Raw genomic sequence first — 18,477 nt, 5'->3', positions numbered from 1 at the left:
GTCATTGCCCACCGTCTCTCCACAGTGGAAGACTGTTATAAAAGGACCACACAGGCAAGGGAAAAGAATTTCAGGATATAGCCTCGGATGATGACCCGGTCAAAGCAGGTGTAATTAAATTTGATATTTTGGGAAAACTGGCTTATAAAAGAATTCTTCACGGATGCTCTCCTTTATGTGGTTTTTTTGGCGATCAAACTTATAAAGGATCATCCGTGAAAAATCAAACAATGGATGGGGCTGCAGACAAGGGGCTAAGGAGCCCATCGATTGACCAAATGAGCCATGAGCTCTATTATAAAACACCTGGGGATTGCCCCGGCGTATATATTACCATCCGCCCATAGCTCCTTGTCTGTGGCCCTATTCGGAACGGAACTTCAGTTCGATAAATAATTGACCAACGGTTTCTTGAAGGGGAATAGATTATCAATCTTCTAATAATAATCCAGGCAAGAATGACCAGCACCAGATTACCTGGAAAAGTCATGCTTCCGCTCTGTGGTAAAACAGTTCTCGAAATAATGCTGGATCGTCTAAAAAATTTTAAAAAAAACATTATTATAGCCACAACCAATGACGGTACACAAAAGCCCATTGTAGATGTATGCAAAAAGAATCATATCCCCTATTATGAGGGTGATACAGAGAATGTATTAAGCAGATATTATGAAACCGCCTGCAAATTTGGCGCTAAAAGCGGTGATATTATTGTGAGACTGACTTCTGACTGCCCACTGGCAGATCAGGATATCGCCCAGAGAACAATAGATCTTTACAAAAACAATCATCTTGACTTGGCTGGCGCGGGCCCTCACAGCGGGTTTCCAAGGGGGATTGATACAGTTGCATATGGATTTGATTTTTTAAAATTTATGTATAATAATGCTTCTACGCCATACGAAAAAGAGCATGTAACAATTCATCCGGATAAAATTAAAAAGCCTTTTAAGACCCTTCATCTGAATAATCAAACCGATGACTCTCACTACAGACTGACCCTTGACGAAATAAAAGATTATGATGCCATCAAAGAGGTCTATAAAAAATTTAATTGTTCCACTGAATTCACATATGATGAACTGATCAAAATGCTGAAAAAGAATCCCTATATTTATGAAATAAACAAAGAAGTAAAGCAAAAGGAATATGAAATTAAATAATTCTTTCAAAATTGCAAACAAAACCATTGGCGGCGATTCCCCAACATTTATTATTGCTGAAATGTCTGGGAATCATGGACATGATCTCCAGAAAGCCAAAGATATTATTTTTGCAGCCAAAGAATCAGGTGCAGATGCTATAAAGTTACAAACCTACACTCCTGACACCATAACACTGAACAGCGATGCGCCTCATTTTTTCATCAAAGAAGGCCCCTGGCGCGGACAAACCCTTTACCAGCTATACGCACAGGCATACACACCTTGGGAATGGCACCCTGAACTCAAAGATTTGGCAAACAATATCGGTCTGATTTTCTTTTCCTCTCCCTTTGACTTTTCTTCTGTGGACTTTTTGGAAGAACTTAACTGTCCTGCTTATAAAATTGCATCCCCGGAAATCATTGACATTCCATTAATTCAAAAAGTAGCCCGGACCGGCAAGCCTCTCATTTTCTCTACAGGAAATGCCACGTTGGCTGAAATTAATGAAGCAATCAATGCGGCTTTGGAGTTGGGCTCACAAAACATCGCACTTTTAAAATGTACCAGCACCTATCCTGCTCCACCGGAAAAAATCAATTTGGCCACTATTCCCCATATGAAACAAAGTTTTAAATGTCCGGTTGGTTTATCTGACCATACATTAGGAATTGGAGTTCCGATTGCCTCCATAGGCTTAGGGGCTTCTATTATTGAAAAACATTTCATCATTGACAGAAACGATGACAGTGCCGACAATTTTTTTTCAGCCACAACCGATGAATTCAAAGCAATGGTAACAGGCATCCGGGCTGCAGAGAAAGCAGTTGGTACTGTAACATATCCTGTAACAATTCAAAAACCACAAAGATCAATCATTGTCACAAAGGATATAAAAACCGGAGATGTTTTGAACGAACAAAACATTAAAAGTTTGCGGCCGGGAGGTGGGATACTGCCAAAAGATTATGCTAAAATTGTCAATAGAAAAGCGGCTTGTAATATACCAAAAGGTTCTTTGCTGATATGGGATATGGTTGGAGCTTACAAATAATACCCGGAAGGAAGATGCCATCATGTCAAAAGAATTAGACTTTTTAACAACTTTTTTTGAAGAACGCGGGATAACTGTTTCAAAAACAGATCTCAATAATAATTTTATGTTAAATGAACACCTTGATTCTTTTGGTGTACTTACGCTTTTCATAGCGATTGAAGAACAATTCTCCATAAAAATAAAACCAGCCGATATTGTGAATGATAACAATAAAACACTGTCAGGCTTGATCAAATTAATCCAAAGCAAGCAGATATGATTGCTATTCGAGTCAATGTATCACCAGAGATCGGAATCGGGCATCTGGTGAGAACATCCCATATAGCCAAAGAATTTAAACTACAGGGTGAAGAGACACTCTTTGTACTTAATAAAAAAGATGAAGTTGAACCATTTTTAAAAGATTTCTTTGCGGTAGAACTTTATAATGAATATTGTACAATCAAAGAAACTCAGGACGCAAAACTGACTTTATCTTTCATAAAAGACTATGATATTCATACTGTTATTGTTGATAGTTATGATTTGAATGAAACCTGGGAAAAAATCATTTCTGCTAATGGATATAAAATTGTTGCAATCGATGATATGCAAAGAAAACATTGCTGTGATTTTATAATCGACCAGAAATGGACTGGAATAAACGAGACATGCAGCAGATATAACGATCTGACCCCTCCAAACTGTACCAAACTGCTTGGACCAGAGTACACATTGCTTAACCCACAATATCAATACGCAGAAAGTCCCGATATAAAACAATCAACAGTCCTTTTCAGCCTGGGAGGAGGAGGCGATCTCTCAATATTTAATGAAATTATAAAAAATTTATTAGACGATAAAAAATTGGATATTAATATATGGGTGATATTGGGACCACTGAGCTACAACTATCACCAAATTATTGCATATAAAAAAACTTACGCTAACCTCAAAATAATACAGAATAAAAACAATCTATGTCCTTATTATCAAAAAGCATCCCTTTTCATAGGAGCTTTAGGAGCATCATTCTATGAAACAAGCTTCTTTAAGATTCCTGTTCTATCTTTCAGCATTGCCCCGAATCAGGAAAGTGACGTAACGTATTTACAAGATTACGGCCATTTTTTACACATTCCTTTAGAAGAATTCTGCCAATCAAGCAAAACCGTACAGTTAATAAAAACACTCTTATTCAACATCAACAGGTTAAAGCACCTTAGAAAAAATGCATTGATCAATATCGATAATAAAGGAATAAAACGTATTGTGGCTGCTGTAAAGGATAACATCACTATTTCAAAAAATTCTACTTCCCCCGCACCGGTCCAGGACTATATAAATCTGACACCGGATATTAAGTTAAGGAAAGTGACAGACAGAGATATTAATCATTATTTAACTTCCCGGAATTTGCTTAAAAACAGATTAAACATGAACGTAAATAAAGTTATTCCCCGCATCGAACATTATAATTGGTGGTTTTCAAACAAAAGGAAATCATACTTGGTGGAAAAAAATCAAGTTAAAGAACTTTATATATGGGAAGAACAAGTAAATTATGCGTCAAAAAAGTTTTTAATTGGAGGATGGTTTGTCTGTAATGAAAATACATTTTTTGACGTCTCTCTGCTTGCACTTCAATGGCAACTTGAAACCACACGACAAAAATATTCGGATGCAACATGGATTGCCATAATTAAAAAAACAAACCATTATGTTCGTACCCTGAACAAATATTTAGGATTTGTTGAAGTAAAACAGGATGAGATTGAATATAATGCCATTATAAATTGTTTCAACAATCCATCAAATAAGGAATTTGTCTATGTCAAAAAACCTGTTTGATCTATTTGAACAGAATGTTAATAAAACACCCGAAAAAACAGCTATCGTTCATGACAAAAAACACCTTACCTACCAGGAGTTATTCCGGGATGTAAAAACGTTATCCGCTCATTTGCACCATAAAGGGGTAACGAAAAATACACACCTTGCAATTATTGCAAACAATTCCATAGAATTTGTCACGATTATGTTGAGTTGTGCTTACCTTGGCGCAACAATTGTTCCTCTCCCTTTAACGCTTAAAAATGAACGTCTGGTAAAAGCACTGCGCCGGTCCGATTGTGATTTCGCGATTGGCTGGTTTACCACTATCAGCTATCTGGCCGAAAATAATATATTCAATAATGACAAACTCATTGCCATGGGAAAAAAAGCAGGCAATTGTGATTTTTATGATGATTTTTTCCACAAACATGCTGCATTCAGTATAAGCGATAGCGTACCACCTGATACAAACTATATTTTGACAATGACATCAGGCTCAACCGGTGATCCAAAACCAATTATCTTTACGCAAAAAACGAAAATAAACAGAAGCATTATTGCAACAAAAGAAATATATGATTTGAATGACAACGACACTGTACTGGTCTCCACGCCACTTTATCATTCCCTTGCACTGCGATCTGTTTTATTGCCCCTCTTAATCGGGGGAACTGCGATATTGCTAACAAAATTTACGGCAAAAAATTGGGTTGATGCTGTAGAAAAACATAACGTCACATTTCTTTTTGCTGTATCAACCCAGCTTGAAGCCATAACACATTATATGCAGGAAAATACCTATAACCTGAATTCTTTAAACACAATTATTTCTTCTTCTGCATTATTGAAACAAAACATCAAAGAAAAATTATTGAACATATTTAATTGTACTATTTATGAATGTTACGGCACAAGTGAAGTTGGGGTCGTATCACATTTGAAAGTCAAAGAGATGATGGGCAGTGTTGGCAAAGCCCTGCCTTATGTGGATCTAAAAATTAAAAATGGTGAAATTCTGTGCAAAACATTAACCGCGTTTGAAGGATATTACAAAAACGAGGAAGCAACCCAAAAGGCACATGATGAAGAAGGTTATTTTCGGACAGGAGATTTAGGCACTCTTGATAAAAATGGATTCCTGTTTTATCAAGGACGAACAAAGGATGTTATCATAACCGGTGCAATTAACGTTTACCCAAAAGACATCGAAGATCTTATCAATGAATTTGAGGAAGTAGAAGATTGTGCAGTGATTGGTATCGAAAATGAGCATTTTGGAGAAATCATTGTCGCCTGTATGACAGAAAAAGACAATTATTCCATTAAAATACCCGATATACAAAAAGCCTGTTTAAAACATTTAACAGATTACCAGATGCCACAAAAATTTAAAATTGTAAAATCATTCCCCAAAAGTGGTCTTGGGAAAATATTAAAAAATGATCTTAAAAAAATGGTTGTTAACGAAGAAAGGAAAGTTGGAAAATTTAACTGTGGCACAACATCATGAACACTGGCAAAAATTAGAAAGTGACGCTTAAATTTAGTTGAAAAACTGTCTTGACATTGGGGTCCATAAAATAAGCAGTCGTGAATGTTTGTTACCAGGAGAGAAAATAAATGGCTAATGGCTCTAAATTGAAACTTGGTATTATCGGAGGTGGTGTAAACTCTGCAATAGGGGTTACACATAAAATTGCATTAAAAATGGATGACAGGTTTGATTTGGTGTCCGGGTGTTTCAGTCGGGATGAAAACATTAACTCCCAAACCGCACAAAACTGGTGCGTGGGTAAGTTATATTCAGATTATAAGGATTTGTTGAAAAAGGAAACCGGACTTCTGGATGCTGTTGTTGTTTTAACGCCAACAAATATGCATGCGGGGGTAATCAGTGATGCACTGAAAGCAAACATGCCTGTTATTTGTGAAAAAACAGTGACGGATACCTTGGACGATGCCTTGGTGTTGAAAGAGCTTCTTGAAAAAACAAAAGGATTCTTATCTGTAACATACAATTATACCGGTTATCCAATGGTAAGAGAAATAAGGGATATGGTTAATAAGGGCAAACTGGGTAAAATTATCCATATAAATGCCCAGATGCCCCAAGAGGGTTTTATTCGCCGGACAAGTGACGGCGGTATTCCAATACCCCAGAAGTGGCGGCTTCAAGATAGGGATATTTCGACAATTTCTTTGGATCTGGGAACGCATTTATCTTCCATGATAGAGTTTCTGGTAAAAGAAAAGCCTTTAGAAGTGGTATCAATGAAAAACAGTTTCGGGCACCATGATGTTGTTGATAATATCATCTGTATGGTCAAATATAGTGGAAATATAGACTGTCAGATGTGGTACAGCAAATCTGTCCTTGGACATAAAAATGGATTGAAGATCGAAGTTTATGGTGAAAAAGCATCTGTTGCGTGGCATCAGATGAATCCTGAAGTGCTGATTTTTAACGATAACATGGGCCGCACAATTCATTTAGACAGGTCATCCAAAGGAATAGAAATTGCAAATCAGAAACGCTACGAAAGATTTAAATCAGGCCATCCTGCAGGGTTTATCGAAGCTTTCGCAAATTATTATGATGACGTGTATGACGCTTTGGCTGCATTTAAAAAGGGTGAGGCTTTTCAAAGAGATTATGTCCTTACAATAGATTCCTCGATAAGAGGGTTATCGTTGATGCAGGCCATTGAAAAATCTGTGGAGACAAAAGGATGGGAAAAAGTGCATTAAGGAGAGAAATTTTGAATTCCTGGTCTAAAAGCAGTTGGCATAAATATCCTCGAAAACAGGAACCCGAGTGGTATGATAAGGCTTTGCTAAAAGATATTTTATCCCAGATATCAGATCTGCCGGCATTGGTTTTTGCCGGCGAGACAAGATCATTAATGAACGATCTTGAAACAGTAGGTCTCGGAAAAGCATTCCTGCTGCAATGCGGGAATTGTTCAGAAAACTTTGTCGATTGTAATGGTCCGAAAATTCATAATTTCTTAAGAGTCTTTTTGCAAATGTCTATTATTCTTTCATATATCGGAAACAAAAAGGTCGTTAAGATAGGGAGAATCGCAGGGCAATATGCAAAGCCACGTTCCAATGAAACAGAACATATTAATGGAGGAGAGCTTCCTGTATATAAAGGCGATATGGTGAATAGTTTTGAGCCGGTCCTGGAGAAACGAAAACATGATCCGGCCAGGATGCTGGAAGGATATTTCAGGTCAGCCGCCACCCTGAATTTAATAAGGGCTTTTTCAAAAGGCGGGTATGCATCCTTGCATCAGATCCTGGACTGGCAAAAACATTATTTTTCAGATTATCCGATCATGAAAAAGTATGAGCAGGTAGCTGCTGAATTAATTTCAGCTATTGATTTTATTAAAACCATCAAATTGGATACAAACAATACCTCATTTAACGAGGTTGATCTTTACACCTCCCATGAATCCCTTCTTCTGGAATATGAAGAAGCTATGACAAGGGTGGACACCACAACTGGTTTGCCCTATGATACGAGCGCTCATATGCTTTGGGTTGGCGAGCGTACCCGTCAGGTTGACAGTGCTCATATCGAATTTTTAAGAGGATTGAATAACCCCTTAGGGATGAAAATCGGCCCGCAATACAAGATTGAAAATATTGTGGAGAATATTAAGAAATTAAATCCTGAAAACAGGATGGGAAAGCTTAGTTTAATCGTTCGTTTGGGTGTTGTAAATATTGAAAAATTTCTGCCTGAACTTATCCGCGTGGTTAAAGACAATTATTTTAATGTGGTATGGATTTGTGACCCCATGCATGGGAACGCATATACAACCGGTACGGGTAAAAAAGCTAGAAAATTTGATGATATTCTTGAGGAGATTAGATTATTTTTTCAGATACATGAAAGGGCGAATACAATTCCGGGAGGCGTTCATTTAGAATTGACCGGTGATAATGTGACAGAGTGTATTGGCGGAAAAAGTAATATTACGGAATACGATCTGGATAATAATTATACATCAACATGCGACCCTCGATTGAACGCAGAACAGTCTGTGGAATTGGCATTCTTTGTGTCTCAATTGATGAAATCATAGATAGGAGCCGTATGAATCGAGGGGTTCACGTAAGATCCTGCTGAGAGATCGAGGCAAGTTCCCTTGGGCTATTTGAACATCTTTTTAAGATTGGATTGATTTAATGCGGGCCATCCTTTATCGATAATTCTTTTAAGGATTAAATTATGCAAATTGTGGTTTATGGAGCTGGTGGGAATGGACGTTTGTTTTATCAAGCTATGCAGAAGGCGAATATCGATATTCTGTATTTTATCGATCAATACACATTGGCAACAGAGTACGAAGGTATCCCAATTAAACGGATTGAAGAAGTTGAAGATAGGTCTCTTCCAGTTTTTGTTTCAGTGGCCGGGAGTAACACCTTAATTGCTAATGAATTGCGTGAAATAGGCTTTTCAGAAGTGTATGACTTTTTAATCAAAGTGTGGTAATAATCCCGCAAATTATTGATGTGTTTTTGCCATTTGTTCGGTGGTATGAGGAAGATGATAGCAAAATGGTGAATCATGCTAAAACTGAACAGCTCAAAGATTTATTTGCCGATAAAAAAAGTTCCCACGTGTTAGATAAAATCCTTCGTTTCCGAGAAAATATTAGTGCACAAACCTACCTGCAAAATGATCCAGTGACTCAGTATTTTCCTGAAGATATCGATTTGTTTGCCCATTTGAACCAAGGTATCCGTATGATTGACTGCGGAGCCTTTACAGGCGACACTTTAGAACAAACTTTAAGTATTTTTGAAAAAAGAAAACAGTCGCTTGACTATATTGCATTAATGGAACCTGATATTCAAAATCTTCAAGCTTTGCAAGCTAATGTCAAAAAATATGTCGACAGGTGTGATTTATTTGTTTTGCCGGCTGGTGCTTGGTCAAGCTCGCAAATTTTGCAAATCCAAAGCAATGGGGCCTCCAGTCAAATTAGAAAGTTGCAAGGGCAGCCAGAAGAAGGCGTTTTTGCTATTCCAGTGGTGGCCATAGATGAAGTTTTTTATGGGGCTAAGCCCAACTATATCAAAATGGATATTGAAGGAGCAGAGATCGAAGCGATAGAAGGTGCTAAACAAACAATTGCCGATTATTCTCCGGTATTAGCCATTTGTCTCTACCATCGTGCGTCAGATTTATGGAATATCCCATTGCGTGTCCATGAAATAAATTCGAACTATAACTTTTATTTGAGAGTTCATGGGGACATGGGATTGGAAACCGTAATTTATTGTGTCCCAAGGTTGTCGGCTGCCCTAAACATCACAAGTTAAAACCTGTCCATCTACATCGATATGGGTTCAAGGATTTTGGCTTCTTTTCTCAAGCTGAAAGCGAACTGTCGGAACCTGAAAATCGGATAAAGCGCACACCTTAAATAAAGAACACAACACCAAACGCTCTAATTGTTTGAAAAGTCATGCTTTTTTCTTGCTCTTTTAACGTGTTTGTATTATATACATACGTACACTTTAAAGGGGGTTTTTGCATGGCTAAACCAATAACAGGAAAAACTCACGTCGGTGAACGGCGTGAAAAGCGTCCGAATGGGGATATTTACGTCTATGAACGGGTTACAGCCTACGACGAAAAAACCAGAAAGACCTATACGGTCAGTCAGAAACTCAAAGGGAAAATCAAGGCTGGAACACAAAAAATTTTGCCGACTCGTCCGAAAAAACATAAAGGCGAAGGAGGCCTTGTCGATGCAACACGTCGGCATACCGGCCTCACGGACATACTGGAATGGGTTGGCAAGGTTTCCGGCATTGATAATGATGTATGTGCTTCATTCAGCGAGGGTGATGCGGCAAAGATACTTTCTATCGCGCGCTACTGGATTGGTTCCGGTGGCAACACGCTGCCACGTCTTGAGAGTTGGCAGGTGATGCACCCCCTTCCATATCGCGAAGCGATCACTGAGGACGTCTATGGTAGCCTGTTTAAGGATATTGGTCGCAATGAGGAAGGCGTTCAGCGCTATTTTTCAGCTCGGGCGGCACACCTGGGGAAGTCTCCTATGCTGGCGTTTGACTCTACCACTATTTCGACCTATTCTGAAAATCAGTCGGAGGCACGACAGGGATTCAACAAGGATGGCGACGGACTCAACACCATCAAGCTTTTGACCTTATATTCCGTCAAGGCTGGCGAACCGATAGCCTTCTCTAAGCAACCCGGTAATATTCCGGATGTCATCTCCATTGAAAACACTTTGACACAACTCAAGTGTCTCAATCTGGAAAAACCTCTGATCGTCACAGATAACGGCTACTACAGCCAGAAAAACATGATGGAATTTGCCTTGCGCAATGTGAAATTTCTGACGCTGGTTGATCCGAAAATTATATGGGTCCGTGAGACAATTGATACGCTCCGTGAAGCAATCGCGGGTATGGCCAGCACTTGTCCGTTCGACCCGTCAATCTGCGGAGCAACTTCGCTCAGAATGCACCAGTTCAGCCGGACACGCCAGCGATCACGCAACAGGAACGTTGCAGGTGAGAAAGAAACGTTCTCGCGCCGCCTGTATGTGCATGTTTACTATTCTCCAGACAACGAAGCCAAGAAAGAACTCGCCTTCCGTAAGGATCTGCTTGAACTGAAGGCGCAAATACAAGGAGGAGAAACCGAGTTCACGCCATCTGCGCAAAAGAAAATAGACAAGTACCTGACCTGTTCCAAAAAGGGGCGTGGGGGGCAGCTTAAGGTGGGCTTCAATGATAAAGCCATTACCGAAGCAAAGAGGTACTTCGGCTATTTCGCTCTGGTCAGCAATCAGACTATGGACACATTTACGGCACTTGAAAACTATCGGTTGCGAGAAAAAATTGAAGAACTCTTTGCCGTGCAAAAAGGGAGACTCGACGGTGCGCGACCGCGCACATGGTACCCGGACAATCTGCGCGGAAGACAATTCACACAATTTATCTCGCTGGGCTATCATTGTTTCCTGATGAAAAAAATAAAGGAAGTACAGTCCAAGCTCGGAAAAAATGAATCCGGAAAAACCAAATCACTTCTCAATCTCGAAAAAAAATTGGAAAACTGGCTTGCGCAACGCTCTCTCGCTCAGATCTTGGATTGGTTCGATTGCATTGAAACCACAAAGGTACAGACTGCCATGGGCAGCTATCGATGGTCCACCGAATCAGTAGCCAGAGACAGACTGTTCTTGAAGTACTTGGGAATGGATACCGAATAGTGTACGCTTTAGCCGATTTTCAGGGTCGGAACATGATATCGATGTTGTTTTTAATGATTTTTGTGAACCTTGAGGTTAATAAAACCGCGATGTTATCTTGGAAAAAAAGGGTGTTTAATACCCTGAAAATCGTACAAAGCGCACACCTTAAATCCTGAATTCCCGAAAAAATATAACGATGAAATCAGAGTAACCCACTAAAAAAATTATAAATTTGTTCGATTTTTCTTGCAATTTTCATCGTTACAGTATATGTAATTGTAACGATGAAAACAAGGAGATCGTCTATGGCAGCCATTGTGTATCAGACCAATAAAAAGACTGGAATCACTTATGCTTATGAGTCAATCTCCCATTGGGATAAAAAGAAAAAGCAGTCAAGGGCAAAACGAAAATGTATCGGGCGGGTGGATCCCGAAACACAGCAGATTGTTCCTACCCGCAGAAAAAAATACCCCCCAGGACAGAAACCACGAAAAAAGGGACTACGTCTTTTACCAGGAATGCCCGCAAATTTTATGGTGCCACCTATCTTTTTGATCGTATAGCTGAAGATACCGGCCTGCTTGAGGATTTGGAAACATGCTTTCCAGACAACTGGCGGCAGATCCTGTCCATTGTCTATTATCTGATTCTTGAGGACAAAAACCCCTTGAGCCGTTTTCCACACTGGGCAGCCATTCACCGGCATCCATTCGGTGAAATCATCTGTTCTCAAAGGAGCAGTGAACTGTTGGCTTCCATCACCGAGGAGGCAAGGCAGCGTTTTTTCCAACTCCAGGGCAAGCGCCGGATCGAAAAAGAATATCTGGCCTATGACAGCACGTCGATATCCAGTTATTCGAAATGCCTCAGACTGCCATGGGCAGCTATCGATGGTCCACCGAATCAGTAGCCAGAGACAGACTGTTCTTGAAGTACTTGGGAGTGGATACCGAATAGTGTACGCTTTAGCCGACTTTCAGGATTAGACATGAAAACAATTTCCTGATGAAAACATATTTTTTATTCGACAATACAACAATCTTGATAATATCGGGCCCATCAATTTTTGGATTTCAGATATCCGTGCCCGGCAGAAGAATACAGGACATTCACCATCATCCGCCGCAGCCGCCTTGACCCATGGCTGGCGGTGGTGCCGTCCCTGACACATGCCTGGTTTTGAACGCAGATGCCATGCCTTTGATCTGAAAGTCCTGGACATTGCAACAGGGGGAACCGATGAATAAACAACCATTGACAACCGAATTATTCGCTTAGATACAAACAAAAATTTAGAAGAATTGTTGAAAATTAGAAAGATAAAGTCTTGAAAAGATCCCACAATACATTCTCTGCAAAAAAGCTTAACGAAATTGAAGTTTCGTTAAATCATCTGAACTACAAGGGGTTGGAAATTGGATCAATGTTGTCCTATTATTTTAACCGCATGTTCTTGGGAGATTTCGATTTTCGACTTTTCAGACATTTTTCAGTTCTTGTTTACTATTTTCTGAAACCTGTTAATAAGAATAAATATTTAAAGGATCTAAATAAAAGTGTTGTTTATTTTACATCCGGCAAACACAGGCATTTGAAAGAAATTGAAGGAATAATAACTGAAGAAGAGCAACTGTTGAAAAAAACCATCGTTTTTGGACCAGGAAAAGAATCTGATACTGCATATAGATATGTCTTCTGTTTGTCAGGTGTATTAGATTTTTTTAAAGTGATTCTCTTTTTTATTTCGAGACAAGAAATCATTATAGATATGCTGAAACCTCTGAATTTGAATATTAAAACTAAAATGATATTATGTATCAATCTGCTAACGCAATTGTTGAAAGCTTATTCACTTAAAAAATTCATTGCGCTCCAGAAAAATGTCAAATTAATTGCTGGCGATTATGACCGGGGAAAAGAATCCTCGTTGTTTTTTGCTGTTGCAAAGGCTTTAAATATAAAAAGTGTTGTTTTTCAGCATGGAGTGATTAACCATCAAGCAGGATATGCTCCCGTTAATGCGGATGAGATATGGGTGTGGGGCGATATGGCCAGATTACAGTTGAGTGAAAGGGGGGTACCTAAAAAAAAAATCAAGGTTACCGGTACACCTATTATTGAAGATATTGAAATTTCGAGTGAATTTAAATATGCCACTCAAAAAAAATATAACATAGAATCAGGAAAAACCATTGTTTTAGCCCTAAGTGCCCCCAACAAAGCTAACGATATGAAAATGGTTCGATTTTTATCAGAAATAAAAGAAAAATATGCAAAACCGAATGATAATTTTTTTGTAAAAATTCACCCTGCAAGGAAGTTTTATGCCTATTCCTGGATTCAAAATGATTTTAATATTTCACTTTTACCTCAAAATATTGACTATAAAGAATTTGTTACAATTGTGGATATTTTGCTTGTTTATAATAGTGGGATTGCAACGGAAATGCTTTATTATAAGAAAACTGTTGGAGTTCTGGATATTTGGAATAATTCGTTCAGAAATGGTAATGGGCACGAATTGAATAGATATTTTAGTGTTCCATTGCTCAAAAAGCCCGAAGACTTTGAAACTATTATTTCCGAAGTGAATATACCAGACAGTAAAAAGGTTTTTTGCAGGGTAGGGAAAGAGGCAAAGAGTGAAATGCGGCATTTAATTAAAATGCTTTTAACTTGAATATTATTAAAAAAGATTCGTAATGGAAAAAGATGAATTGTTAAAAAATGATCCTCTGAAGATAGTTGATGTAGGAGCAAGTGGTGGAATAGATCCAAGGTGGGGGAAACTTACATCTTTTTATCGTGCGGTTTTGTTTGAACCGGATACTAGGCAATATGAAATTCTAAAGTCAGAAAGCGGGAAAAATTTAACAGTTCTGAATGCCGCGTTGTCGTCAGAAAAATCAGATAAGATCAATTTGAATTTATGTAGAAAACAACAGGTATCTTCAGTCTATACGCCCAATATTGATATTCTTGATAAATTTAAAGATTCTCAAAGATTTGAGGTAATTAATACAGTCACTGTTGCAACGGATACCCTTAATAATCAATTGCGCAAAAACAATGTTATTGAAATTGACTTTATGAAGATAGATGTCCAAGGGCATGAATTGGCAATATTGAAAGGTAGTAGTGAGTATCTTGATAATTTGATCGGAATGGAGATTGAGGTGGAATTTTTACAAGTATACAAAAATCAACCTCTGTTTTGTGATATTGATGCTTTTGTCAGAAAAAATGGTTTCGAACTTTTCGATATTAGAAGATACTATTGGAAGAGAAAAGAAAGTGTTCATGTCGGAAACCAGAAGGGGCAGTTGGTGTTTGGAGATGCATTGTATTTTCGAAGCCCTGAGCAGGTATTATCCATCCAGAATATTACACAGGAAAAAATTGCTAAAGCAGTTTATGTCTATCTGGCATATGGATATATGGACCTGGCCCAGGCACTGGTTAACGGCGCGGCTGAAACAAAAAAGCTGGATAAAAAATTTCTCAAAACAATCAGAAAGACAGTGGCTAAATACCGGAAGAAAAGCATACCTGAATTCAGAGGGCGGCGGAAGCTTCAGCGTCTGTTTGAACGTATTGCATCCATGTTATCTTCCGGGGGATCGGACCGGTTTCTGGGAAATCCATGATGATTGATTGGGAAGTCGAAAATATATACCGCCTGGATGAAGATCTTATAATCAGGATCAAAGATCTCTGGCGAAAAGATCCCTTTTCAAGTCCTTTCTGCGCGCCATCTTTTCTGGAAATGATGGTCAAAAAGGTGGTTGGAAAAAAAGAGGTGCCTTTTTTTGCCAAAGGCTATGACCGGTCCGGTAATCTGGCAGCGCTCTGGCCTCTCCGGCTGGATAGATCCGGCTGCCTTCATTTCCTGCAGTTTTATCTGACAGATTATAATACAGCGCTTTTTTTGCCCTGGGTGGAAAAGGATATGTTGTCCCAGGGCCTTGCCAGGGCGGTTGAGCAAATCCGACCCAAAACGGTTTTTTTAACCAATGTGCCTGGCTGGGGGAAGACCTGTGAGGCAGCGGTGCAGGGGCTTGAGCAGGCCGGATACCGGTGTGTGCCGGTGGCGTATGACAAGGTGCCTTGTGTACAGGAAAAAGATGATCCTGATGGGATGAAGCAGTTTGGACGTCAGTTCAACAAGCACCGGGGACTCAAGAACTATTCCAACCGTCTCATGAAAATGAAGGGGTTTCATTTTGAGGTGGATGACACGCAGGAGGATATCAATGAGTGGGTGGATCAGTTCTGTGTGGCCCATGACAAGCGCTGGGAAACCACATCCACTCCGTCCAAATATCAGGATGAGAAAATCAGAACCGATCTGAAAGATGCGCTGAAGGCTTGGGCCAAAGACCAGGCGTTGATCCGGTTCAGTGTCCATGTGATGAACCGGCGGATCACCTTTGTGGTGGGATTGAAAAACAAAAAAAACAAAGATCTCATCTATTTTCATACAGCCCGGCTGCCGGTTTACAACAAACTGAGCACCGGCAATATCACCATCCGCCTGATGGGGTTATGGATGAAAAAAAACGGTTATCAATGCCTGGATTTCGGCCGGGGCGATGAGGCGTACAAACATTATTTTGCCAATGAAACCCGGGATCTATGGCGGGTTTATGGGGCCAGGTCTTTGGTGTCGCTTCATTATTGGAAAGGGTGCATTGAAGCCTATGTCAAGGCAAAGGATTCCCGCAGGCAACTGTGGGCCATGCTGGACAGCCATGTGTTCAAATCCCGGTGGGTCAGGGTGTTCCGGCGTGAATAAGGGGCTGGAACAGGCATTGGCTTTTTTGTTCAGATCCGGCCCCTGCACCGGGATCGTGGTGGGGAATCATACCCAGAACCGGGATCAGATCCGGCAGGAGATCGAGGTCCTGGGCCGGTTTTTTGAGTTTATCCATCATGATCAACTGGCAGACCGGATGAAAAAAAAGGGCAGGCGGCCGTTCTGCCTGTTGACGTTTGACGACGGCAAAAAGATCAATGCCCTGGAGACGGCCCCGCAACTGGCAGAACTCGGGGTGCCGGCCGTGTTTTATCTGGTGACGGATGCGGTGACAACCGGCCGGGCCCTGTGGTTTGACCTCCGCAATGTTTTGTTGAGAGCACCGTTGACTGATGAGGAAAAACAGAAAATTGCCCAGCTGAAAACCCTTTCCATGGACAGGGTGGGTGCGCTGCTGGATGCACTGGCAAAAAAATACCAGGCCGCACCGGACATGTCCGACCCCTGCGTGGCCCCCATGTCCTGGGATGATGCCGCCGTCCTTCATGAAAAAGGGTTTACCATCGGGGCACATACCTGTTCGCATCCGGTTTTGACCCGGGAAACAAGGGAATCTGCCTGCCGCGAGATCCGGGATTCCATTGCCCAGGTGTCGGAGAGGATCGGGACCCGGTGTGCGAGTTTTGCGTTTCCCAACGGCAGTTATACCGATGATCTGGCCAGTTATGCACAGGGGTGCGGGGTGAGCTCAGTCATGACCACCGATCCGGTCTGGGCCCGGCCGGAAACTGAGCTGTGGCGGTTGCCCAGAATCGATATCTACACCAGGTATACGCCCTGGAAAACCCTTGTGAAAGTAGCGGCGGCCAAGCCCGGGTATGTGCTGAAAAATCCCAACGGCACGGGCCGGGCCTATGTGACCGGCCGGAAAACGGGCTTTTCTCAATCCAGGAGGCCGGACAGTGGATAATAAAAAGCCGTGCATCATCTACCTGCTGGGGGTCAGTTACAGCAGTTCCACGTTACTGGGATATTTTCTGGGATCCCATCCAAAGGTGTTCAATGCCGGAGAACTGATGCTGTTTCCCGGCAAATCAAGGATCGGGGATATGCCCTGTTTCTGCGGCAGGACCGTGGCTGGATGCGATTTCTGGAAACACCTGCCTTTGAGTGAATATCAGCTCTACAGCAAACCAGGGTTCAAAGCCAAATTCAAGATTGCTGCATTCCTTTTGCTGGGGCGGCCGGTGTGCCGCCTGGTGCTGGACCGGCCCCGGGATGACCGGGTTTTTTTTGATCACCTGGCAGCGAACATGAAAGCGTACGACCCAGGTGCACAGATGGTCGTGGATACCTCGAAAAGCCTGTTCCGATTGATATTTCTGGTGTGCACGGGCCAGTATGACATCAAGATCATCTATCTGCGCCGGGACATCCTGGGGAATGTGGCATCGTTTATAAAGAGCAGGGAAGGGTTTTTCAAGGGGTTTGTGAATTACAAACTCAACCATTTTTTCATGCCCCGGTTTTTGAAACAGTACGGCCTGGACTGGTATGACCTGTCCTATAAACGGCTGTGCCTCGACCCGGAAGCGGAGATCCGGGATCTGGGCAGGTTCCTTCACCTGGATCTGTCTTATGAAACAATTAAGGAACACTTGAAAACGACCCCGTTCCACGTGTTCACGGGCAGTACCGGCCGGGCCCAGTTCAGGGATTTCAAGGGATTGCGGTATGATACCACCTGGCAGTGGCGCCTGTCCGGCATCCAGCAAAGATTCTTGAAATGGATTGCCCTGAAATCAGAGCAGTGAGGGGTGATGCCGGTCAGATATGGGTGCGGTAAAACGCGATGTTGTGGTAAAGCCGCTTGAATTCCAGCCAGGGGCAGGTGTCCAGGTGATGGCGCATGATCGGGTTCTTATAGGCGATCCACATGGGCCGGGGGGTGCGGATAAAAGATTCATGGATATGGTTGATCACGCCCGTGAAAATTTCATTGACAAACGGGTTGAAAAAATAGGCAATGGTCAGGTCATCAGGGATCTGATAATCCAGGACGTCCATGTGGATGAGTTCCACCTGGCTGCAGGCAAAGGTTTTCCGGGTGTGCTCAATGTTTTTCTGGGCGATGTCGTGCAGGTGTCTGGAGATTTCAATGCCGATCACTTTTTTGAACGGATACCGGGCCGCCAGGAACACCATTTTTCCTTTTCCGGAGCCAAAATCGGCAAACACGTCTGTGGGAGAAAACCGGATGATTTTGTCGAGACGTTTTGCCGTGAGCCAGTCTGAAGGGGCATACCCCACCATGTCGGTGGTATAGGCAAACGCGTTCCGGCTCAGGTTGTCCGTGGGCGTATCCAGGCCGAACCAGCGTTCATAGATCCGATAGATTCCGTTTTTAAGGCATTTGACAACGCCGGTGAAGGGTTTGTTTGCCAT

16 protein-coding genes and 1 pseudogene are annotated in these 18,477 nt (G+C 41.4%); 16 read left to right on the top strand and 1 reads right to left on the bottom strand.

What is annotated here, in order from left to right:
* Nucleotides 1-425 precede the first annotated feature (425 nt).
* The 16 genes and pseudogenes from DPO_RS10070 (at nucleotide 426) to DPO_RS09995 (ending at nucleotide 17,846) form a co-directional block, all read left to right on the top strand.
* Complete coding sequence (locus DPO_RS10070) at nucleotides 426-1,163, top strand: cytidylyltransferase domain-containing protein (RefSeq protein WP_085939418.1); 738 nt, start codon at nucleotides 426-428, stop codon at nucleotides 1,161-1,163.
* Nucleotides 1,150-2,199: a pseudaminic acid synthase gene (gene pseI / locus DPO_RS10065; protein ID WP_006965767.1), complete on the top strand. Its 1,050-nt coding sequence runs from the start codon at nucleotides 1,150-1,152 to the stop codon at nucleotides 2,197-2,199. Before DPO_RS10070 ends, pseI begins: the two co-directional genes overlap by 14 nt.
* A 22-nt stretch (nucleotides 2,200-2,221) precedes the next feature.
* Nucleotides 2,222-2,461 carry an acyl carrier protein gene (locus DPO_RS10060; protein ID WP_006965766.1) on the top strand — a complete coding sequence of 80 codons (240 nt, stop codon included), beginning with the start codon at nucleotides 2,222-2,224 and terminating at the stop codon, nucleotides 2,459-2,461.
* Nucleotides 2,458-4,032 carry a UDP-2,4-diacetamido-2,4,6-trideoxy-beta-L-altropyranose hydrolase gene (pseG, locus tag DPO_RS10055; RefSeq protein WP_006965765.1) on the top strand — a complete coding sequence of 525 codons (1,575 nt, stop codon included), beginning with the start codon at nucleotides 2,458-2,460 and terminating at the stop codon, nucleotides 4,030-4,032. Before DPO_RS10060 ends, pseG begins: the two co-directional genes overlap by 4 nt.
* On the top strand, nucleotides 4,013-5,527 hold the full coding sequence (locus tag DPO_RS10050; protein ID WP_006965764.1) for a class I adenylate-forming enzyme family protein: 1,515 nt from the start codon (nucleotides 4,013-4,015) through the stop codon (nucleotides 5,525-5,527). Before pseG ends, DPO_RS10050 begins: the two co-directional genes overlap by 20 nt.
* A gap of 110 nt (nucleotides 5,528-5,637) precedes the next feature.
* On the top strand, nucleotides 5,638-6,765 hold the full coding sequence (locus DPO_RS10045) for a Gfo/Idh/MocA family protein (protein WP_006965763.1): 1,128 nt from the start codon (nucleotides 5,638-5,640) through the stop codon (nucleotides 6,763-6,765).
* Entirely contained in the window at nucleotides 6,747-8,114 is a 1,368-nt protein-coding gene (locus tag DPO_RS10040) for a 3-deoxy-7-phosphoheptulonate synthase class II (RefSeq protein ID WP_006965762.1), read from the top strand. The genes DPO_RS10045 and DPO_RS10040 overlap by 19 nt, the downstream gene beginning before the upstream one ends.
* Nucleotides 8,115-8,260: 146 nt before the next feature.
* Entirely contained in the window at nucleotides 8,261-8,527 is a 267-nt protein-coding gene (locus tag DPO_RS10035; protein WP_006965761.1) for an LbetaH domain-containing protein, read from the top strand.
* 65 nt (nucleotides 8,528-8,592) lie between these two features.
* Entirely contained in the window at nucleotides 8,593-9,360 is a 768-nt protein-coding gene (locus DPO_RS10030; protein ID WP_006965760.1) for an FkbM family methyltransferase, read from the top strand.
* Between the two features lie 215 nt (nucleotides 9,361-9,575).
* Nucleotides 9,576-11,291: an IS1634 family transposase gene (locus tag DPO_RS10025; RefSeq protein WP_006965759.1), complete on the top strand. Its 1,716-nt coding sequence runs from the start codon at nucleotides 9,576-9,578 to the stop codon at nucleotides 11,289-11,291.
* Between the two features lie 287 nt (nucleotides 11,292-11,578).
* Nucleotides 11,579-12,147, top strand: a pseudogene (locus DPO_RS26850) (IS1634 family transposase); the annotation flags it as partial.
* 456 nt (nucleotides 12,148-12,603) lie between these two features.
* Nucleotides 12,604-13,956 (top strand): hypothetical protein, encoded by a 1,353-nt coding sequence (locus DPO_RS10015; RefSeq protein ID WP_152427636.1) that lies wholly within the window; start codon nucleotides 12,604-12,606, stop codon nucleotides 13,954-13,956.
* A 22-nt stretch (nucleotides 13,957-13,978) separates the two neighbouring features.
* The gene (locus tag DPO_RS10010) at nucleotides 13,979-14,923 is read left to right on the top strand and encodes an FkbM family methyltransferase (protein ID WP_006965755.1); all 945 of its coding nucleotides are present in this window, start codon (nucleotides 13,979-13,981) and stop codon (nucleotides 14,921-14,923) included.
* The gene (locus tag DPO_RS10005; protein ID WP_006965754.1) at nucleotides 14,920-16,071 is read left to right on the top strand and encodes a GNAT family N-acetyltransferase; all 1,152 of its coding nucleotides are present in this window, start codon (nucleotides 14,920-14,922) and stop codon (nucleotides 16,069-16,071) included. The genes DPO_RS10010 and DPO_RS10005 overlap by 4 nt, the downstream gene beginning before the upstream one ends.
* Nucleotides 16,064-17,002, top strand: coding sequence for a polysaccharide deacetylase family protein (locus tag DPO_RS10000; protein WP_040011809.1), 939 nt, complete (start codon nucleotides 16,064-16,066; stop codon nucleotides 17,000-17,002). Before DPO_RS10005 ends, DPO_RS10000 begins: the two co-directional genes overlap by 8 nt.
* The gene (locus DPO_RS09995) at nucleotides 16,995-17,846 is read left to right on the top strand and encodes a sulfotransferase family protein (protein ID WP_006965752.1); all 852 of its coding nucleotides are present in this window, start codon (nucleotides 16,995-16,997) and stop codon (nucleotides 17,844-17,846) included. The genes DPO_RS10000 and DPO_RS09995 overlap by 8 nt, the downstream gene beginning before the upstream one ends.
* A gap of 13 nt (nucleotides 17,847-17,859) precedes the next feature.
* Here DPO_RS09995 and DPO_RS23900 read toward each other — a convergent pair whose 3' ends face one another.
* Nucleotides 17,860-18,477, bottom strand: coding sequence for a methyltransferase domain-containing protein (locus DPO_RS23900; RefSeq protein WP_006965751.1), 618 nt, complete (start codon nucleotides 18,475-18,477; stop codon nucleotides 17,860-17,862).

The organism is Desulfotignum phosphitoxidans DSM 13687 (assembly GCF_000350545.1).
GTDB lineage: Bacteria > Desulfobacterota > Desulfobacteria > Desulfobacterales > Desulfobacteraceae > Desulfotignum > Desulfotignum phosphitoxidans.
This window is presented reverse-complemented; position numbering and strand designations above follow the sequence as displayed.